This window comes from Bradyrhizobium sp. JHI2711, from assembly GCF_056156565.1.
This window is the reverse complement of the sequence record NZ_JBPZPT010000001.1, coordinates 2,097,754-2,116,831: the sequence shown is the minus strand read 5'-3', so window position 1 is coordinate 2,116,831 and position 19,078 is coordinate 2,097,754. Positions and strand designations below refer to the sequence as shown.

16 protein-coding genes are annotated in these 19,078 nt (G+C 64.6%); 9 read left to right on the top strand and 7 right to left on the bottom strand.

What is annotated here, in order from left to right; genetic code table 11:
* Positions 1-8: 8 nt before the first annotated feature.
* The 6 genes from ACTEK7_RS09915 to ACTEK7_RS09890 form a co-directional block, all read right to left on the bottom strand.
* Positions 9-1,814, bottom strand: coding sequence for a gamma-glutamyltransferase family protein (locus tag ACTEK7_RS09915; protein WP_225146103.1), 1,806 nt, complete (start codon positions 1,812-1,814; stop codon positions 9-11).
* Positions 1,815-1,901: 87 nt separating this feature from the next.
* The gene (locus tag ACTEK7_RS09910) at positions 1,902-2,891 is read right to left on the bottom strand and encodes an ABC transporter ATP-binding protein (RefSeq protein ID WP_036025780.1); all 990 of its coding nucleotides are present in this window, start codon (positions 2,889-2,891) and stop codon (positions 1,902-1,904) included.
* Positions 2,888-3,874 (bottom strand): ABC transporter ATP-binding protein, encoded by a 987-nt coding sequence (locus tag ACTEK7_RS09905; protein WP_225146102.1) that lies wholly within the window; start codon positions 3,872-3,874, stop codon positions 2,888-2,890. Before ACTEK7_RS09905 ends, ACTEK7_RS09910 begins: the two co-directional genes overlap by 4 nt.
* Positions 3,875-3,887: 13 nt before the next feature.
* Complete coding sequence (locus tag ACTEK7_RS09900) at positions 3,888-4,859, bottom strand: ABC transporter permease (RefSeq protein WP_225146101.1); 972 nt, start codon at positions 4,857-4,859, stop codon at positions 3,888-3,890.
* Positions 4,860-4,870: 11 nt separating this feature from the next.
* Complete coding sequence (locus ACTEK7_RS09895) at positions 4,871-5,851, bottom strand: ABC transporter permease (protein WP_036025775.1); 981 nt, start codon at positions 5,849-5,851, stop codon at positions 4,871-4,873.
* A 103-nt stretch (positions 5,852-5,954) separates the two neighbouring features.
* Positions 5,955-7,550, bottom strand: a complete 1,596-nt coding sequence (locus ACTEK7_RS09890; RefSeq protein WP_225139583.1) for an ABC transporter substrate-binding protein — start codon at positions 7,548-7,550, stop codon at positions 5,955-5,957.
* 328 nt (positions 7,551-7,878) lie between these two features.
* Here ACTEK7_RS09890 and ACTEK7_RS09885 point away from each other — a divergent pair, with 328 nt between their 5' ends.
* From ACTEK7_RS09885 to ACTEK7_RS09860, 6 genes are all read left to right on the top strand, one after another.
* A complete protein-coding gene (locus ACTEK7_RS09885) occupies positions 7,879-8,136 on the top strand; it encodes a DUF6489 family protein (RefSeq protein WP_036004778.1) in 258 nt (85 codons plus the stop codon).
* Complete coding sequence (locus tag ACTEK7_RS09880; protein WP_225146100.1) at positions 8,136-8,936, top strand: esterase/lipase family protein; 801 nt, start codon at positions 8,136-8,138, stop codon at positions 8,934-8,936. The genes ACTEK7_RS09885 and ACTEK7_RS09880 overlap by 1 nt, the downstream gene beginning before the upstream one ends.
* Positions 8,937-8,981: 45 nt before the next feature.
* Positions 8,982-10,532 (top strand): WS/DGAT/MGAT family O-acyltransferase, encoded by a 1,551-nt coding sequence (locus ACTEK7_RS09875; RefSeq protein WP_036025769.1) that lies wholly within the window; start codon positions 8,982-8,984, stop codon positions 10,530-10,532.
* 10 nt (positions 10,533-10,542) lie between these two features.
* Positions 10,543-11,538: an alpha/beta fold hydrolase gene (locus tag ACTEK7_RS09870; RefSeq protein WP_036004787.1), complete on the top strand. Its 996-nt coding sequence runs from the start codon at positions 10,543-10,545 to the stop codon at positions 11,536-11,538.
* 159 nt (positions 11,539-11,697) lie between these two features.
* Complete coding sequence (locus ACTEK7_RS09865; protein WP_225146099.1) at positions 11,698-14,934, top strand: bifunctional cytochrome P450/NADPH--P450 reductase; 3,237 nt, start codon at positions 11,698-11,700, stop codon at positions 14,932-14,934.
* Positions 14,935-15,073: 139 nt separating this feature from the next.
* On the top strand, positions 15,074-15,748 hold the full coding sequence (locus ACTEK7_RS09860) for a polyamine aminopropyltransferase (protein ID WP_036025757.1): 675 nt from the start codon (positions 15,074-15,076) through the stop codon (positions 15,746-15,748).
* On the opposite strand, the gene ACTEK7_RS09855 is transcribed toward ACTEK7_RS09860, so the two are convergent.
* Positions 15,745-16,659, bottom strand: a complete 915-nt coding sequence (locus tag ACTEK7_RS09855) for an alpha/beta fold hydrolase (RefSeq protein WP_225146098.1) — start codon at positions 16,657-16,659, stop codon at positions 15,745-15,747. The two genes, ACTEK7_RS09860 and ACTEK7_RS09855, sit on opposite strands and share 4 nt — an antisense overlap.
* Positions 16,660-16,821: 162 nt before the next feature.
* Between ACTEK7_RS09855 and ACTEK7_RS09850 the strand changes: the two genes are divergently transcribed.
* Genes ACTEK7_RS09850 through ACTEK7_RS09840 form a run of 3 tightly spaced genes read left to right on the top strand, consistent with a single transcriptional unit; the run spans position 16,822 to position 18,871 of the window.
* Positions 16,822-17,202 carry a hypothetical protein gene (locus tag ACTEK7_RS09850; protein ID WP_036004795.1) on the top strand — a complete coding sequence of 127 codons (381 nt, stop codon included), beginning with the start codon at positions 16,822-16,824 and terminating at the stop codon, positions 17,200-17,202.
* Entirely contained in the window at positions 17,199-18,281 is a 1,083-nt protein-coding gene (locus tag ACTEK7_RS09845; RefSeq protein WP_225146097.1) for a PHA/PHB synthase family protein, read from the top strand. The genes ACTEK7_RS09850 and ACTEK7_RS09845 overlap by 4 nt, the downstream gene beginning before the upstream one ends.
* Positions 18,278-18,871: a GNAT family N-acetyltransferase gene (locus ACTEK7_RS09840; RefSeq protein ID WP_225146096.1), complete on the top strand. Its 594-nt coding sequence runs from the start codon at positions 18,278-18,280 to the stop codon at positions 18,869-18,871. Before ACTEK7_RS09845 ends, ACTEK7_RS09840 begins: the two co-directional genes overlap by 4 nt.
* The last annotated feature ends 207 nt before the right edge of the window (positions 18,872-19,078 follow it).

Genomic DNA, 19,078 nt, shown 5'->3' with positions numbered 1-19,078 from the left:
TGCTGCCTTCAGCGTCCCGCCGCGTAGCCCTGCATGCCGCGCGGATTGGCGGCGGCGCGCCGGCGCGGACCCACGCGTGAGGCCGCGGTCAGGCGTCCCTCGGACCAGTCGGGACCGATCTCGACGATATGCCCTCGCTCGCGCAGGTTCTCGATCGTTGCCTTCGGCACGCGGTTCTCGACCACGAGCACGCCGGGACGCGCGGTGCGCGGCCAGAACGAGATCGGGAAATGTTCGGAATGCCAGGCCGGCGCGTCGATGGCTTCCTGGAGATTGAGGTTACAATGGACGTGGCGCAGGAAGAACTGCGTGATCCACTGGTCCTGCTGATCGCCGCCCGGCGAGCCCCAGGCGAGGTAAGGCTCGCCGTCGCGCAGCGCCATGGTCGGAGAGAGGGTGGTGCGCGGCCGCTTCCCCGGCGCGAGCGCGGCGGGATGGCCTTCCTCCAGCCAGAACATCTGAGCGCGGCTGCCGAGGCAAAAGCCGAGCTCGGGAATGATCGGCGAGGATTGCAGCCAGCCGCCCGACGGCGTCGACGACACCATATTGCCGTCCCTATCGATGATGTCGAAATGCACGGTGTCGCCGCGCACCTCGCCGAAGCGGCCCACGGTCGGCTCGCCGGCGCCGAGCGCGCCGACCGCCTCGCGCTGGCCCTCCGCGCGGCGCAGCTTGACGACACCGCCGAAGCCCTCAACCGAGCCCGGAATGAAATCGAGCGAAGCCTTGTCGGTGACGAGCTTGCGGCGCTCGTCGTTGTAGGTATCCGACAGCAGCGTTGCGATCGGGATCTCGTTGAACTTGGGATCGCCGTAAAATTTTTCACGGTCGGCGAAGGCGAGCTTGGCGCATTCGATCTGGAGATGGATGAACTCCGGCCCGGTCGGATCGAGGCCGTCGAGTGCAAAGCCCTTCAGCAGCGCGAGCTGCTGCAAGGTGACCGGACCCTGACTCCAGACGCCGGCCTTGCAGACGGTGTAGCGGCCATAGTCGTAGGTGAGTGGCGCCTCGACTGTCGGCTGCCAGCGCGCCATGTCGTCGGCGGAGAGCACGCCGCGATGTGGCGAGCCGCTGACGTCCATCACCTCCTGGGTTCGGCAGAACTTGTCGACGGCTTCCGCGACGAAGCCTTGCGACCAGGCTTTGCGCGCGCGCTCGATCTCCGCATCGCGGCCACCGCCGCCGCTTTCCGCCTCGCTCAGGATCCGGGCGTAGGTCGCAGCCAGTGTCTTGTTGGTGAACAGCGTGCCTGGCTTCGGCACTTCACTGTTCGGGAGGTAGACCGCGGCGGACGTCGGCCAGTGCTTGCGGAACAGCTGCTCGACGGTCTGGATCGTGGCGCAGGCGCGCTCGACCAGCGGATAGCCGTCGCGGGCGTAGGAGATCGCCGGCTCCAGCACGTCGCGCACGCGCATCGTTCCGTAGTCGCGCAGCAGCATCATCCAGGATTCGAAGGTGCCGGGAACGCAGGCGGCGAGCAGACCCGTGCCCGGCACCATGTCGAGGCCTTCGCTTCTGTAATGCGCGATGGTGGCCCGCGCCGGCGCCGGGCCCTGGCCGCAGATTACCTCGGTGCGGCCGCGCTTGACGTCATGCACGATGATGGGCACGTCGCCGCCGGGACCGTTCAGATGCGGCTCGACCACCTGGAGCGTGAAGGCGGTGGCAACGCCGGCATCGAAGGCATTGCCGCCCTTTTCCAGGATGGCCATGCCCACGGCAGTCGCAATCCAGTGCGTCGAGGCGACGACCCCGAACGTGCCCTCGATCTCGGGCCTCGTCGTGAACGGATCGGGATTGATATTACTGCCCATGGGACTTCACCACCTTATTTCCGGCGCGTGCAATTGATCACAGGGCCACGCCGCTTCCAAATGCGCAGGCTGCATGGCACGCGCGCGTCACGCCGGGACCGGCGCGGTGTTGACCGCATGGCAGGCGACGCCGTCGATCAGTTCCGGGGTCTCCTTGCGGCAGAGATCGAACGCCAGCGGACAGCGCGGATTGAAGGCGCAGCCGGAGGGCGGATTGATCGGGTTGGGGATCTCGCCCTTGACCGGAATGCGCTGGCGGCCGCTCATGGCAAGATCAGGCACGGCGCCCAGCAGCATCTTGGTGTAGGGCATGCGCGGATTTGCGAACAGCTCGCGTCCGTCCGCGATCTCGACGATGCGGCCGAGATACATCACGCCGACGCGGCTCGCCATGTGGCGCACCACGGCGAGGTTGTGGCTGATGAACATGTAGGTCAGGCCGAACTTGTCCTGGAGGTCGCGCATCAGGTTCAGGATCTGCGCCTGCACGGAGACGTCGAGCGCCGAGGTCGGCTCGTCGCAGACGATGAATTCGGCGTCGGACGCGAGCGCGCGCGCGATCGCGATGCGTTGGCGTTGGCCGCCGGAGAATTCGTGCGGATATTTCAGCCGGTCGTCCGGATGCAGGCCGACGAGGCTGAGCAGCTCGCCGACGCGAGCCTGGATGTCGCGCTCGCCCTGGATCAGGTCGAAGGCACGGATCGGCTCGGAGATGATGGCATCGACCCGGAAGCGCGGGTTCAGGCTCGCATAGGGATCCTGGAAGATCATCTGGATGCGCCGGCGCAGCTTCCGCCGCGCTGGCGCCTGCCGCGGGTCGGTCATGGAGACGCCGTCGATCAGCACGTCGCCGGCGCTTGGCGGCAGCAGGCCGACGACCATGCGTGCCACCGTGGTCTTGCCGGAGCCGGACTCGCCGACCAGGGCAAACGTCTCGCCCTTCCTGATGTCGAAGGTAACGTGATCGACTGCCTTGAGATATTCGAGATGTCCGCCTTCAAGCACGCGGTTGAGCCAGGGTTTCGAGACGTCGAAGACGCGGCGCAGGTTTGTGGCCTGGACGAAGGGAGCACTCATGCCACGCTCTCCGCCGGCACGTCGTCATAGAGGTGGCAGGCCACCGATTGCGCGCCGCGCGGCAGCGGCTCCGGCCGATCGACACGGCAACGATCGAAGGCGAAGGCGCAGCGCGGATTGAACGAGCAGCCGCGCGGGATCGCCGACAGGCGCGGCATCGAGCCCGGGATCTGCACCAGGCGCTTGTCCTCGCCCGCAAGCGTCGGGATCGCGCCCATCAGGCCCTTGGCATAAGGATGCAGCGGATTCTTCACGAGGTCCTGCACCGGGCCGATCTCGGCGACGCGGCCGGCATACATCACCGCGACGCAGTCGGAGGTTTCGGCGATCACGCCCATGTCGTGCGTCACCAGCATCACCGCGGTGCCGTGGTCGCGTCCGAGCCGCTTGATCAGCGAGATGATCTGGGCCTGCACGGAGACATCGAGCGCGGTGGTCGGCTCGTCCGCGATGATCAGCTCGGGCTCGGCACAGATCGCGAGCGCGATCACGACGCGCTGGCGCATGCCACCGGAAAACTCGTGGGGATAGCCGTCGATACGCTTTTCCGGCGCGGGAATGCCGACTTCGGCCAGGAGGTCGATGGCGCGGCGGCGGGCGGCCGACTCGGACAGATTGAGGTGGGTGCGGATCGTCTCCACGATCTGGTCGCCGACCTTGTACAGCGGATTGAGCGATGTCAGCGGATCCTGGAAGATCATGCCGATGCGCTTGCCCCTGATACGGCGCATCTCCTCCGGCGGCAGATTGTCGATGCGCAGGCCCGCGAGATGAATCTCGCCGCCGGCAATGCGGCCGGGCGGATCGATCAGGCCGATCACCGCGAGGCCGGTGACGGACTTGCCGGCTCCGGACTCGCCGACGACGCCGAGCACCTCGCCCTTGGCAATGTCGAAGGAGACGCCGTCGATGGCGCGCAGCGTGCCGCGGCGGGAGGCAAACTCCACGTGAAGATCGCGCACGGAAAGGACGGGTTCGGTCATGGACGAGGCGTATTCATCGAAGCTTCGGATTGAGCGCGTCGCGCAGCCAGTCGCCGAGCAGATTGATCGATAGGATCAGCGTTGCGAGCGCGAGCCCCGGGAAGGCGACGATCCACCATTCGCCGGCGAACAGATAATTGTTGCCGATGCGGATCAGCGTGCCGAGCGAGGGCATGGTATCGGGCAGGCCGACGCCGAGGAAGGACAGCGTCGCCTCGGTGATGATGGCGAGCGCAAGGTTGATGGTGGCGATGACCAGAATCGGGCCCATCGTGTTCGGCAGCACGTGCCGCAGCATGATCTTCGGCGCCGGCAGGCCGATCAGCTGTGCGGCGGCGACGTAGTCCTTGTTCTTCTCGACCATCACGGAGCTGCGCACCGTCCGGGCATAGCCGACCCAGAAGCTCAGGCCGATCGAGATCACCAGCACCACCAGCATGCTGGTGGCGTCCAGCCGGTTGCCGAGGATTGATTTCGCGATGCCGTTGACCAGCAGCGCGATCAGGATTGCAGGGAATGTCAGCTGCACGTCGGCGATCCGCATGATCACGCCGTCCACTGCGCCGCCGAAATAGCCGGCGATCAGGCCGAGGGCGATGCCGAGCGCGCCGGCGAAGATCACGCCGGCGACACCCACGGCGAGCGAGATGCGCATGCCATAGAGAATCGCGGAGAACACGTCGCGGCCCTGCTCGTCGGTGCCAAGCAGGAACGGGCTCTGGCCGTCCGCAGTCCACAGCGGTGAAATCCGCGAATTCATCAATTGCAGCTGTGCCGGATCGAACGGGTTCTGCACCGCGAGCACGGATGCAAAGATCGCAAGCAGGAAGAACAGGACCGTGATAGCCGCAGCCACCATGGTGAGCTTGGAGCGGCGGAACGAATAGAACAAGTCGCTGTCGAGCGTGCGGCTGAACCAGCCATGGGCGGCCTGCACCGGCTGCGCGCTCTGCTTGTCGGAATTGGAGACGACTGCGTCGGACATTGCAGGCTGCCCTATGCGGCGCGACCGACGGTCGAGCGCAGGCGCGGATCGACCACCGTGTAGAGAATGTCGACCACCAGATTGATGGTGACGAAGATCAGTGAAACCATCAGCAGGTAGGCGGCCATGATCGGAATGTCGACGTTTTGCACGGCCTGGACGAACAGAAGCCCCATGCCCGGCCATTGGAACACGGTTTCGGTGATGATCGAAAATGCAATAACCGAGCCAAACTGAAGCCCGGCCACGGTGATCACCGGAATCAGCGTGTTCTTCAGCGCGTGGCCGAAATGGATCGCACGCGTGGTCAGCCCCCTCGCGCGGGCGAAGCGGATATAGTCGGTCCGCAACACTTCCAGCATCTCCGCGCGCACCAGCCGCATGATCAGGGTCATCTGGAACAGGCCGAGCGTGATCGAAGGCATGATCAGTGCCTTCAGTCCCGACACCGTGAGCAGGCCGGTCGTCCACCAGCCGAGCTTGACCACCTCGCCGCGGCCGAACGAGGGCAACCAGCCCAATGTCACAGCGAACAGGTAGATCAGGAGAATGCCGATCAGGAAGGTCGGCAGCGAGATGCCGATCAGCGAGACCGCCTGGAATAGTTTGGCCAGCACGGTATCGCGCTTGAGCGCCGAATAGACGCCCATCAGGATGCCGAACACCATTGCAAACACGGTCGCACAGATCGCAAGTTCCAGCGTCGCGGGCATGCGCTCCATCAACAGCGTCGCGACCGGCTGGCGGAACTGGTAGGAGACGCCGAACTTGAACTGCGCCGCATCGGCGAAATAGCGCACGAACTGCACCGGCACGGGGTCATCGAGGCCGAGCGACTTGCGCACGATCGCGCGTTCGGCGGCCGAGGTGTCGATCGAGACGATCTGGTTGACGGGGTCGCCGGCGAAGCGGAACATCGAGAACGCGATGATGCCGACGGCGAACATGACGCCGATGGCCTGAACGGCGCGGCGAAGCGTGAAAGCGAGCATGCCTTCCACTGTCCTTGGGTGAGCGTACGGCCGACGTCCTTGGCGGCCGGAAAAGAAAGGTCCCGGAAGGCGGATGCCGCCGGGACCTCGTGTTCAACCGATCCTATTCCTTCTTGGTTGCCCAGTGGAACATGACGAGATTGTCGGCGCGCTGCGGCAGGTTCACCTTCTTCGAAACGCCCCAGGCCAGCGCCTGCTGGTGCAGCGGGATGTAGGACCAGTCCTTCATGCCGATTTCGTAGGCCTGCTTGATCAACTGGTTGCGCTTGGTGGTGTCGGCTTCGACCAGCACCTTGTCGGTGATGGCGTCGAACTCCTTGTTGCAATAGCCGCCGAGATTGGCCTCGCCGCGCGAGGATTTCGCATCGTCGCGGCAGCCCATGATGTCGTAGAGCACGTTGTGGGAATCCATCGTGCTCGGAGTCCAGCCCAAAAGGTAGAACGAGGTCTGGTAGCCGCCCTGCTTCAGCACCTTGGCGAAGTACTGCGCCTTCGGTTGCGCCAGGAGATTGATCTTGACGCCGATGCGGGCGAGCATGCCGACCACGGCCTGGCAGATCGCGGCGTCGTTGACGTAGCGATCGTTCGGGCAGTCCATGGTGACCTCGAAGCCGTCGGGGTAACCGGCTTCGGTCAGGAGCTTCTTGGCGCCGTCAGGATCGAATTTCGGCCGCGTGAACTCCTTGGACAGCACGAACAGTTCCGGTGCGATCATCAGCGCCGACGGCGTCGACAGCCCGCGCATCACGCGCGTCTTGATCAGCTCGATGTCGATCGCCTTGTAGAAGGCCTCGCGGACGCGGACGTCCTTGAACGGGTTCTTGCCCTTGATGTTGGAGTAGAGCAGCTCGTCACGCATCTGGTCAAAGCCGAGGAAGATGGTGCGCAGCTCCGGTCCCTTCAGCACCTGGGCGTTCGGGCTGGAATCGACGCGGGAGATGTCCTGGATCGGAACCGGCTCGATGACGTCGACTTCGCCCGAGAGCAGGGCGGCGACGCGGGTGGCGTCGGAAGCGATCGGGGTGAAGATGATCTCCTTGAGATTGCCTTCGACCTTGCCCCAGTAATTGGGATTGGCCTTGAACACCGTCTTCACGCCGGGCTGATGGCTTTCGATGATGAAGGGACCGGTGCCGTTCTCGTTCAGTGAGGCATAGCTCGGCGTGGTCGCCGCCACCGGCGTCGGATCGACGACGTTGTTCTCCTCGGCCCATTTCTTGTTCATGATGTACCAGACATCCCACGCGTTGTGCAGGATGGGATTGGGCGAGGGCAGGACGAAGTCGACCGTGTAGTCGTCGACCTTCACTACCTTGACGTCGGGCGCAAGGCGGGTCTGCATGTTCGACCCCTTCTTGCGGACGCGATCGGCCGAGAACACCACGTCGTCGGCGGTGAATGGGTTGCCGTTGTGGAATTTCACGCCCTTGCGCAAATGGAAGCGCCAGCGGGTCGGCTCCGGGGTTTCCCAGCTTTCCGCCAGTGCCGGAATGATCTTGAGGTCCTTGTCGCGCGCGGTGAGGCCCTGATAGACGTGGCCGAGATGGGCGTGGGTGGTGCTCTCGTTCAGGGTATAGGGGTCGAGCGACTTCAGGTCACCCTGGTTGGCATAACGTAGCGTCTGGCTGGTCGCTGGCGAGACCGCCAACGCAAGCGTACCTGCGAGCGTCGCCGCAAACAGACTTTGACCGATTGACATTCTTGACCCTCTCCACACTGCCGCGCCGGTGATTTTTGATTGTTCGGCGGGGCTGACCGATCCATGTTGCCCAGAGTTCTCGACCCGTGCAAGCGTCATTCCAGCAAGGAACGCGCCAAGTTGCACCGCTGTGCAGCAATGCTGCCCGGCGTCCCCCGCGGCCGGCCGGCGAGCTTCTGCGCGGGTCGCGGGCCAGCCAATTTGATTGATTGACCATACGAGCCGATTGGGGAAGCCGATCCCAGCGGCTTCCCCTCAGGTCGCTTGCCTTGCAGACCTTCTCGCGGTGATACTCCGACGGGCCGCTCGAATCTCATCTGGAGGGGACATGAAGGTTAACATCGAAATCGACTGCACCCCCCTTGAGGCCCGCCAGTTCTTCGGTCTGCCCGATGTGGGGCCGATGCAGACGGCCGTGATGGACAAGCTGCAGCAGCAGGTTCTCAGCAACATCGAGAAGGTCTCGCCGGAATCGCTGATCCAGAGCTGGTTCACCTTCGATCCCAAGATCGCCGAGCGGTTTCAGGACATGTTCGTCGCGATGGCAGGCCTCGGCGGCACGCGCAGCGGCGACAAGAAAAAATAGTGTCGCCCGGGCCGGACGGGGCGCTGCAAGAAGGCCGGCTTCGTCCGCCGGGTCTCGGCCTGCTGCTCGCCGAGGCCCGTGGGCTATTCGAGTTGAATGCGAGCCTCTTGCTGTCGCCGCTCCTGATCCGGGCGCCGCGGGGCGATGGCCATCCGGTGCTGGCGCTGCCGGGCTTTCTCGCCAGCGACCTCTCGATGGTGCCGATACGGCGCTACCTCAGCGAGCTCGGTTATGCGGCGCATGCCTGGCGGATGGGCCGCAATCTCGGCGGGCTCGGGCGAATGCGGGATTCGCTGCGCATGCGCTTGGCCGAAATCCATGCCGCCACGGGACGCAAGGTCAGCCTGGTCGGTTGGAGTCTCGGCGGCGTCTATGCCCGCGATCTCGCGCTTTGGGCGCCGGACAAGGTCCGCTACGTCGTCACGCTCGGCAGCCCTTTCGCCAACGATGTGCGGGCGACCCACGCGACGCGGCTCTATGAGACGTTATCCGGCGAGAAGGTGGAGGACTATGCGGAAGCACGCGAGGCGATTGCCGGCGATCTGCCGGTGCCGGCAACGTCGATCTATTCGCGCGCCGACGGCGTCGTGAACTGGCGGACCTGTCTGCTGCGCCCCTCCGACCGTGCCGAGAACATCGAGGTGCACCTGGCGAGCCATATTGGGCTTGGCGTGAACCCGGCGGTGCTGTGGGCCGTGGCGGATCGCCTGGCGCAACCGGAGGGAGACTTCCGGCCATTTGACCGGGCGGGGCCGTTTGCCATTGCATATGCCCCGCCGGACCGGGCAGTATCGGCCTGACGAGAAGCGCCGCCAAGGCGCCCGTCGAATACTCGGGAGGGAACCATGGCTGACGGTAAGAAGCTGTCGTCGCTTGACGCGTCGTTTCTCTATCTGGAAACACCGGAGATGCCGATGCATGTCGGCAGCATGGCGATCTTCCGCCTGCCTGACGACTACAAGGGCGATTTCTTCGAAGAGTTCAAGGCGATGATCGTCTCGCGCCTGCACATCGCGCCGATTCTCAAGGCGCGGCTGGAGAAGGCGCCGCTCGACATCGATCATCCCTCCTGGGTCGAGGACGACCAGTTCGACATCGACCGCCACATCTTCCGGGCAAGCCTGCCGCAGCCGCGCGACCGCGCCACGCTCGAGCGCATCGTCGGCTGGATGCATGCCAAGCTGCTCAACCGCGCCCGTCCGCTCTGGGAGTTCTACGTGTTCGAGGGCATGAAGGACAACGAGGTCGGGCTCTATTCCAAGATGCACCATGCCGCGATCGATGGCGGCGCCGGTGCGGCGCTGACCAACATGATCTACGACATCTCGCCGATCCCGCGGAAGGTCGATCCGCCGACCGCGGGCAGCAAGCCCGGGCAGGAGCCGCGCGACATCGCCGCCAACCTGCTCGACTCCTATCAGCAGCTGTTCAGCCAGCCGCTGGAGGCTTCGCAAGCGGCGAAGAACCTGCAGCTGCCCCGCACCGGCAAGAGCGATATCGGCTCGATCCTGTTCGACAACGCTATGTACCAGATCGAGAGCGCGGTGCGCTTCGCCGGCAACATCCCGACCGTGCTCAAGAGCGTCTCCGACGTGCTCGGCAAGATCGCCGATCCGAAGTCGCGCGAGAGCCTTGCCAGCATGGTGTCGCCGCCGACCATGCTCAACAAGACGATCTCCTCGGAGCGGAGCTTTGCCGGCGTATCGATCCCGCTGTCGCGGGCGAAGGCGCTGGCCAAGCAGGCCGGCGGCAAGCTCAACGACGTGGTGCTGGCGCTCGCCTCCGGCGTCGTCCGCCGCTATCTCCTGCGATACGGCACGCTGCCGGCGAAATCCCTGACCGCAGCGGTGCCGATCTCGCTGCGGGAGGAGGGCAACACCGAGGCCAACAACCAGGTGTTCGGCATGATCTGCTCGATCGCCACCAACATCGAGGATCCCAAGGCGCGGCTGGAAGCGATCATCGCGCAATCAACCAAGTCCAAGGAGATGTCGCATCCTTTGCGGGCTTTGATGCCGCAGGTCTCCAACATCTCGATGCTGGGCGCGCCGATCATGGTGCAGATTCTGGCGCTACTCTATAGCCGCTCGAACCTCTCCGACGTGCTGCCGCCCGCGGCCAACATCACCGTGTCCAACGTGCCCGGGCCACGGCAGACGCTCTATGCCGCCGGTGCCGAGCTCTTGCACATCTTCCCGGTGTCTATCTCGACCCACGGGCAGGCACTCAACATCACCGTGCAGAGCTATCGCGACCAGCTCGATTTCGGCTTTATCGTCGGTGCCAACATCATTCCGCATGTGCAGGTGATGTGCGACATGCTGCCTGAGGAATTCGCCGCGCTGGAGGCGGCGTACACGCCGCCGGCCGCTGATATCAAGGGCGCCGCCGAGTAAGGACTTTGCAATGATTGAAATGCCGCCGCTCAAGTTCGCGACGACGAACGGAATCCGCATGGGCTATTACGAGGCGGGCCCGTCCGATGACAAACCGCCGGTCGTGCTGTGCCACGGCTGGCCGGAGCTCGCATTCTCCTGGCGTCACCAGATCAAGGCACTAAGCGAGGCCGGCATCCGCGTAGTCGCGCCCGACCAGCGTGGCTACGGCGCGACCGACCGGCCCGAGCCGGTCGAAGCCTATGACATGGAGCACCTGACCGGCGATCTCGTCGGTCTGCTCGATCATCTCGGGATCGACAAGGCGATCTTCGTCGGCCACGACTGGGGCGGCTTCGTCGTCTGGCAGATGCCGCTGCGGCATCCCACGCGCGTCGCCGGAGTCGTCGGCGTCAACACCCCGCATTGGGACCGCATGCCGATCGACCCGATCGCGCTGTTCCGCCAGCGTTACGGCGACCAGATGTACATCGTCCAGTTCCAGGATCCCGCGCGCGAGCCGGACAAGATCTTCGGCAGCCGCGTCGAGCAGACCTTCGACGCCTTCATGCGCAAGCCGCTGGCAAAGCCGGCAGCGAAACCGGACGAGCCGCCGATCGCGGGTGTCGGCGCCTCGTCGAAAACCAACCTGGCTTTCCCGCAGATGATTGCGGCGTACGACGCCAAGGTCGATCCGCGCACGCCGATCCTGTCGGCTGATGAGAAGAAGGTGTTCGTCGACACCTTCACGAAGACCGGCTTCACCGGCGGCATCAACTGGTACCGCAACTTCACCCGCAACTGGGAGCGCGCCGAGGGGCTGGACCACCACATCCACGTGCCCTCGTTGATGATCATGGCGGAGAATGATGCCGTGCTGCCGCCCTCGGCGGCCGACGGCATGGAGAAACTGATCGATGATCTCGAGAAGTATCTGGTGAAGGACAGCGGCCATTGGACGCAACAGGAGAAGCCGGAGGAGGTCAGCGCCAAGCTGATCGAGTGGCGGAGAAGGCGGTTTGGCTAGCGGTCGTCATTGGGAACGCGTCATTGCGAGGAGCCCGCGACAAATTGCCAAGCAATTTGCGCTGGCGACGAAGCAATCCAGACTGCCTCCACGGATACATTTCTGGATTGCTTCGCTTCGCTCGCAACGACGACATTGAGGCAGGGGGACTACATTTCGATGTCATCCAAGAACCGTCTGGACCCGATTCCGCAGCCGCCGACCAAGCCAGTGGTCGGCAATATGCTGTCGCTGGACGCGGCCGCTCCCGTGCAGCACCTGACGCGGCTTGCCAAGGAGCTCGGTCCGATCTTCTGGCTTGACATGATGGGCTCGCCGATCGTCGTCGTCTCCGGCCACGATCTCGTCGACGAGCTCTCCGACGAGAAGCGGTTCGACAAGACGGTGCGCGGCGCGCTGCGGCGCGTGCGTGCGGTCGGCGGCGACGGCCTCTTCACCGCCGACACCCGTGAGCCGAACTGGAGCAAGGCGCACAACATCCTGCTGCAGCCTTTCGGCAACCGCGCCATGCAGTCCTATCACCCGAGCATGGTCGACATCGCCGAGCAGCTCGTCCAGAAATGGGAGCGGCTCAACGCCGACGACGAGATCGACGTCGTCCACGACATGACCGCGCTGACGCTGGATACGATCGGCCTGTGCGGCTTCGAGTACCGCTTCAACTCGTTCTACCGGCGCGACTACCATCCTTTCGTCGAGTCACTGGTACGATCGCTCGAAACCATCATGATGACGCGCGGCCTGCCGTTCGAGCAGCTCTGGATGCAGAAGCGGCGCAAGACGCTGGCCCAAGACGTCGCCTTCATGAACAAGATGGTCGACGAGATCATCGCCGAGCGGCGCAAGAGCGCGGAAGGCATCGACGACAAGAAGGACATGCTCGCCGCGATGATGACCGGCGTCGACCGTTCCACCGGCGAGCAGCTCGACGACGTCAATATCCGCTACCAGATCAACACCTTCCTGATCGCAGGGCACGAGACCACCAGCGGCCTGTTGTCCTACACGCTGTACGCGCTGCTCAAGCACCCGGAGATTCTCAAGAAGGCCTATGACGAGGTCGACCGGGTCTTCGGCCCCGACGTCAACGCCAAGCCGACCTATCAGCAGGTGACGCAGCTCACCTACATCACGCAGATCCTCAAGGAGTCGTTGCGGTTGTGGCCGCCGGCGCCGGCCTACGGCATCTCGCCGCTGAACGACGAGACCATCGGCGGCGGCAAGTACAAGCTCAGGAAAGGAACGTTCGTCACCATTCTGGTGACGGCGCTGCATCGTGATCCAAGCGTGTGGGGTCCCAATCCCGACGCGTTCGACCCCGAGAATTTCAGCCGCGAGGCGGAGGCAAAACGGCCGATCAATGCCTGGAAGCCGTTCGGCAACGGCCAGCGCGCCTGCATCGGCCGCGGCTTCGCCATGCACGAGGCAGCGCTCGCGCTCGGCATGATCCTGCAGCGCTTCAAGCTGATCGACCACCAGCGCTACCAGATGCACCTGAAGGAGACGCTGACCATCAAGCCGGAAGGCTTCAAGATCAAGGTGCGGCCGCGCGCCGATCGCGAGCGCGGCGCCTATGGCGGGCCCGTTGCCGCTGCGTCCTCGGCGCCAAAGGCGCAGCGTCAGCCCACCACGCGGCCCGGCCACAACACGCCGATGCTGGTGCTCTACGGCTCCAATCTCGGTACCGCCGAGGAGCTCGCAACGCGCATGGCCGATCTTGCCGAGATCAACGGTTTTGCCGTGCATCTCGGCCCGCTCGACGACTATGTCGGCAAGCTGCCGCAGGAGGGCGGGGTGCTGATCATCTGCGCCTCCTATAACGGCGCGCCGCCGGACAATGCGACGCAGTTCGTCAAATGGCTCGGTGAGGATCTGCCGAAGGATGTCTTCGCCGGTGTGCGCTACGCCGTGTTCGGCTGCGGCAACAGCGACTGGGCCGCGACCTATCAATCGGTGCCGCGCTTCATCGACGAGCAATTGTCGAAGCATGGTGCGCGCGCGGTCTATCCGCGCGGCGAGGGCGATGCCCGCAGCGATCTCGACGGCCAGTTCCAGAAATGGTTCCCCGCCGCCGCGCAAGTCGCGACCAAGGAGTTCGGCATCGACTGGAATTTCACCCGCACCGCCGAGGACGATCCGCTCTATGCAATCGAGCCGGTCGCGGTGACCGCCGTCAACACCATCGTCGCCCAGGGCGGCGCAGTGGCGATGAAGGTTCTGGTCAATGACGAGCTCCAGAACAAGTCCGGCGCGAATGCTTCCGAGCGCTCGACGCGCCACATCGAGGTGCAGCTGCCGGCCAACCTCAGCTACCGCGTCGGCGATCACCTCAGCGTCGTTCCGCGCAACGATCCTACGCTGGTTGATTCAGTTGCCCGCCGCTTCGGCTTTTTGCCGGCCGATCAGATCAGGCTTCAGGTGGCCGAAGGCCGGCGCGCGCAATTGCCGGTCGGCGCGGCCGTGTCGGTTGGCCGCCTGCTCAGCGAGTTCGTCGAGCTGCAGCAGGTCGCGACGCGCAAGCAGATCCAGATCATGGCCGAGCACACCCGCTGCCCCGTCACCAAGCCGAAGCTGCTGGCCTTCGTCGGCGAGGAGGCGGAACCGCTCGAGCGCTATCGCTCCGAGATCCTCGCCAAGCGCAAATCGGTGTTCGACCTGCTGCTCGAATATCCGGCTTGCGAACTACCGTTCCACGTCTATCTCGAAATGCTGTCGCTGCTGGCGCCGCGCTATTACTCGATCTCCTCCTCGCCGTCGGTCGACCCCGCGCGTTGCAGCGTCACGGTCGGCGTGGTCGAAGGTCCGGCTGCCTCGGGCCGCGGCACCTACAAGGGCATCTGCTCGAACTATCTCGCCAATCGGCGGGAGGGCGATACGATCTATGCCACCGTGCGCGAGACCAAGGCGGGCTTCTGCCTGCCGGACGATCCTTCCGTGCCTGTTATCATGATCGGTCCGGGCACGGGACTTGCGCCGTTCCGCGGCTTCCTCCAGGAGCGCGCGGCGCGCAAGGCGAAAGGGGCCGCGCTCGGCCCGGCCATGTTGTTCTTCGGCTGCCGCCATCCCGACCAGGATTTTCTTTACGCGGAGGAGCTGAAGGCGCTGGCGGCGAGCGGCATCACCGAGCTGTTCACGGCATTCTCGCGCGCGGACGGGCCGAAGACCTATGTGCAGCACGTGATCGCGGCGCAGAAGGACAAGGTCTGGCCGCTGATCGAGCGGGGCGCGATCATCTATGTGTGCGGCGATGGCGGCAAGATGGAGCCCGACGTGAAGGCGGCGCTCGTCGCGATCCACCGCGACAAGAGCGGCAGTGATGCCGCGGCAGGCGCGCGCTGGATCGAGGAGATGGGCGCGAACAACCGCTATGTGCTGGACGTCTGGGCGGGCGGGTAGCCGCAGATCGTGGGGTGGGTTAGCCCCGCGGATTGCGCGAAGCGCAAACCACTAGGCGTAACCCACCAATTCTGTCCGAGCGGCGGGTTACGCCTTCGGCTAACCCACCCTACGATCCTGTTCGTGCTAAAGCATTCCCATGATTCCCTGGGAAAAGATTGACACCGCCAAAATTCCCGGTTCCGACGAGGAGCTTCGCCTGATGCGCCGGGGCAAGGAGTTCTCCATCAAGCTCGGCACCAACGAGCTGATGAACAGCCGCCTGTCGGGGTCGGAAGCAGCGCTGGCAACCCTTGCCGCGAAGCAGATCGAGAAAGTCGCAAAGCCCGTCGTTCTCATCGGCGGTCTCGGCATGGGTTTTACGCTACGCGCGGCGCTGGCCGTGCTCGGAGCCCAGGCGAAGATCGTGGTCTCCGAGTTGGTGCCGTCGGTGGTCGCCTGGGCACGAGGCCCGATGGCGGAGGTCTTCGGAGATAGCCTCGATGATGCCAGGGTGAGCATTCGCGAGATCGATGTTGGCGAAGTCATCCGGGCGAAGCGTTCGGCCTTCGACGCCATCCTGCTCGACGTCGACAACGGTCCCGAGGGGCTGACCCGGAAAGGCAATGACGCGCTCTACGATGCGCGCGGGCTGCAGGTTGCGAAGACGGCGCTGCGGGCGGGAGGCGTGCTGGCCGTCTGGTCGTCTGGACCCAATGCGGCATTCACAGGGCGCCTCAAGCGCGCCGGCTTCGACGTCAACGAAGTCAACGTTCGCGCCACCGGCAGAGGCGGCGGCGCGCGCCACGTGATCTGGATCGCGCGGAAGGGCTAGGCCGCCTGCGCCGCCGCGCCATGCGCATGCTTGTCGATCGCGTCGATGATCTCCGGCCAGAAGCGCATGGGCAGCGCGTGGCCCATGCCCTCGATCATCAGCAGCTTTGCGTTCGGGATCGACGCGGCCGTATCCTTGCCGCCTTCAGGGCGAACCAACGGATCGACGGTGCCGTGAATCACGAGGGTCGGAACCTTCACGGCGTGCAGCCGCTCCTTGCGGCTGCCGGAGGCAAGCACGGCGCGGAGCTGGCGGCCGACGCCGGCCGGATTGAGCCCGCGTGCAAACACCCGCTCGGCGCGGCCAGGGTCGAGCGCTTCCTCTTCCGGGAAATGCCCGGCGCGCAGCACCTTCCAGGTCTGGCCATAGCGGACGATGAACTCCTCCTTGCTGCGCGGCGGCGGTGCCATCAGCACCGCGGCGGCCTCGCGCGTCGGCGGCGGCACGCGCGGATTGCCCGTCGTCGACATGATCGAGGTCAGCGAGCGCACGCGGTGCGGAAACGACAGCGTCACCTCCTGCGCGATCATGCCGCCCATGGACGCCCCGACGAGATGCGCCGACTTGATGCCGAGCGCATCCATCAGCCCGACCGTGTCCTTTGCCATGTCGATCAGCTTGTAGGTCGCGGCCACCGGGATGCGCAAGAAGCGCAGCTTCAGCAGCTCGAACGGCGTCAGCCGCTTGCCGCCGGTGAGATGGCTCGACTTGCCGATGTCGCGATTGTCGAAGCGGATCACGCGGAAGCCGCGTGCGGCGAGCTGCTCGCAGAATGCATCGTCCCAATGGATCATCTGCGCCCCGAGGCCCATGATCAGCAGCAGCGGCTCGGCATTGTCGTTGCCGAAGATCTCGTAGCAGATGTCGATGCCGTTGGCGCGGACGGTCTGGGGTGGTTGATGGGCGGTCACGGGTTCCTCCTGCTGACCGATGCTGTATCGCACGGTTTCATTTCACGAAGAAGCCGCGTCTCCGACGTTGCGTCGGTTGCTTGCCGGTTGACCGGCACCGCGCAACGGTGTGGTATGGCGGGACAAGAAGGGTGCAAAGCCCTCCGCATTGGGAGGACGCCGATGACCGACAAGATCACCGATCCGGTCGCCTTGTGGCAGAAGATGGTTGGCGAAATGGAGAAGGGTTTCAACTCCTTCGCGACCAAGGCGATGGAGACGCCCGAATTCTCGCAGGCCATGAACCGCGCCGGCGGCGTTGCTGCAGGTGCTCAGAAGCAATTCGGCGATCTCATGGAGAGGTACCTGATCTCGATGAACCTGCCGAGCCGCGAGCAGATGACCGGCATCGCGGAACGGCTCCAGTCGATCGAAGGCCAGCTCGGCGAGATCAAGTCGATGCTGAGCCAGATGTCGGCCACTTCGGGCGCGCCGCAACCCGGCGCCGCGCCGCGGCCACCGCGAACCAAGCGTCCGCCGTCCGAAGGCGGAGACCAAAAATGAACGCGCCGGCGGGACTTGATCTTGCCTCGATCCCGGAGCGCATCCAGTCCGAGGTGCAGCGCGCGATTCAGCGCAGCATCAAGGGCGTCGAATATTTCTCGACCTCGGGCCCCTCGCTCGGCTCGACGCCAAAGGACGTGCTGCACTCGCGCGGCACCATGAGCCTCTATCACTACCGGCCGATGTCGGACGAGATCTACCGCGTGCCGGTGCTGATCGTAATGGCAACCACCAATCGCGGCTACATCCTCGACCTCGTGCCCGGCCAGAGCTTCATCGAGTTCCTGCTGAAACGCGGCTACGACGTCTACATGCTGGACTGGAGCGCGCCGAGGCCGGAGGAGAAGAGCCTGCGCATGGAGGACTATGTCCTCGACTTCATTCCGGACTGCGTCCGCCGCGTGCAAGCCGATTCCGGCGAGCAGGACGTCTCCGTCATCGGCTATTGCTTTGGCGGCGTGCTGTCGCTGCTCTACGGCTCGATCCACAAGGACGGGCCAATGAAGAACCTGATCTGCTTCACCACGCCGATCGACTTCCGGGAGATGAAGCTGTTCTCGAACTTCTCCGACCGCCGCTATTTCGACGTCGACCACCTCGTCGACAGCGTCGGCAACGTGCCGCCGGAGATGATCCTGTCCTCGTTCGAGATGCTGCGGCCGGCCTCGCGCACGGTGAGCCAGATCCAGCTCTGGGAAAACATCTGGAACGACGAGTTCGTGAAGTCGTACCGCATGTTCGACCGCTGGGCGACCGACACGCTGCCGCTCGCCGGCGAATATTTCCGCACCATCACCAAGGACCTGATGTGGGATAACAAGCTGTTCAACGGCACCATGTCGGTCGGCGGCCGTGCGGCCAGGCTCGAGAACATCACGGTGCCGATCCTGCATGCGGTCGCCGAGCACGATCACATCGTGCCCTATGAGGCCGCCAAGCACCTGATCGCCAAGATCGGCTCGACCGACAAGGAAGAGGTGATCCTGAAGGGCGGTCACGTCTCGCTCGTCGCCGGCGCCAACGCGGTGAAGCGGCTGTGGCCGAAACTGGATTCCTGGCTGGGAAAGAGATCGATATGAGCGAGCAGCGTTCCTATCCGCGCCATGTCAAGACCGACGCCGGCACTATCGAGATCCGCCTGATGTTGCCCGCGGACGAGGCCGCGGTGCTGGCTTTTGGCAAGGGCCTGCCGACCCATGACCTGTTGTTCCTGCCACGCAACATCAGCGAGCCGAAGGTGCTGTCGGCCTGGGTCAAGGAAATCGAGCGCGGAGCTATTCAGAGCCTGCTCGCGGTGAGAGAGGGCAGGGTCGTTGGTTGCGGCACGCTGGTGCGCGATCCCCATTCCTGGTCGCCTCATGTCGGTGAGATCCGGATGGTGGTTTCGCCTGAGGTCCGCGGCAAGGGCGTGGGCAAGGCGCTGTCGCAGGAGACTTTTGCGCTGGCGCTCGGAGCGGGCCTGGAAAAGCTCTCGGTCCAGATGACGGTGGATCAGCAGGCGGCGATCGCCCTGTTCGAGAGCCTCGGCTTCAAGGCCGAGGCCCTGCTGCGGGACCATGTCCGGGACGTCGACGGCAAGACCCACGACATCGTCGTGCTCGGCCACAACATCGCGCAGGTCCAGGCTCAGATGGAGGCCTACGGCCTGCCTGGCGCCGTGCAGCACTAAACAGGGGGCGTCCGACATTGGGTCCGGATCGAACCCATTCACGTGCCCCCATGGCTACGGAAGCATCAGGATGCCTCTCGCGAGGGCTGTTCACTATTTCGTGATATCGCACTGCAATATCAATATTGCGATGCACAATTAACCGTGCCATATAGGTCGTGCCCCGGGCCAATGCGGACGGGGTGAGCCCATAGCTCAAACCATTGA

Bases quoted from the DNA above. Each gene is read 5' to 3' on its own strand.
- ACTEK7_RS09915 (WP_225146103.1), bottom strand. From the start codon at position 1,814: ATGGGCAGTAATATCAATCCCGATCCGTTCACGACGAGGCCCGAGATC.
- ACTEK7_RS09910 (WP_036025780.1), bottom strand. From the start codon at position 2,891: ATGAGTGCTCCCTTCGTCCAGGCCACAAACCTGCGCCGCGTCTTCGAC.
- ACTEK7_RS09905 (WP_225146102.1), bottom strand. From the start codon at position 3,874: ATGACCGAACCCGTCCTTTCCGTGCGCGATCTTCACGTGGAGTTTGCC.
- ACTEK7_RS09900 (WP_225146101.1), bottom strand. From the start codon at position 4,859: ATGTCCGACGCAGTCGTCTCCAATTCCGACAAGCAGAGCGCGCAGCCG.
- ACTEK7_RS09895 (WP_036025775.1), bottom strand. From the start codon at position 5,851: ATGCTCGCTTTCACGCTTCGCCGCGCCGTTCAGGCCATCGGCGTCATG.
- ACTEK7_RS09890 (WP_225139583.1), bottom strand. From the start codon at position 7,550: ATGTCAATCGGTCAAAGTCTGTTTGCGGCGACGCTCGCAGGTACGCTT.
- ACTEK7_RS09885 (WP_036004778.1), top strand. From the start codon at position 7,879: ATGAAGGTTAACATCGAAATCGACTGCACCCCCCTTGAGGCCCGCCAG.
- ACTEK7_RS09875 (WP_036025769.1), top strand. From the start codon at position 8,982: ATGGCTGACGGTAAGAAGCTGTCGTCGCTTGACGCGTCGTTTCTCTAT.
- ACTEK7_RS09870 (WP_036004787.1), top strand. From the start codon at position 10,543: ATGATTGAAATGCCGCCGCTCAAGTTCGCGACGACGAACGGAATCCGC.
- ACTEK7_RS09865 (WP_225146099.1), top strand. From the start codon at position 11,698: ATGTCATCCAAGAACCGTCTGGACCCGATTCCGCAGCCGCCGACCAAG.
- ACTEK7_RS09860 (WP_036025757.1), top strand. From the start codon at position 15,074: ATGATTCCCTGGGAAAAGATTGACACCGCCAAAATTCCCGGTTCCGAC.
- ACTEK7_RS09850 (WP_036004795.1), top strand. From the start codon at position 16,822: ATGACCGACAAGATCACCGATCCGGTCGCCTTGTGGCAGAAGATGGTT.
- ACTEK7_RS09845 (WP_225146097.1), top strand. From the start codon at position 17,199: ATGAACGCGCCGGCGGGACTTGATCTTGCCTCGATCCCGGAGCGCATC.
- ACTEK7_RS09840 (WP_225146096.1), top strand. From the start codon at position 18,278: ATGAGCGAGCAGCGTTCCTATCCGCGCCATGTCAAGACCGACGCCGGC.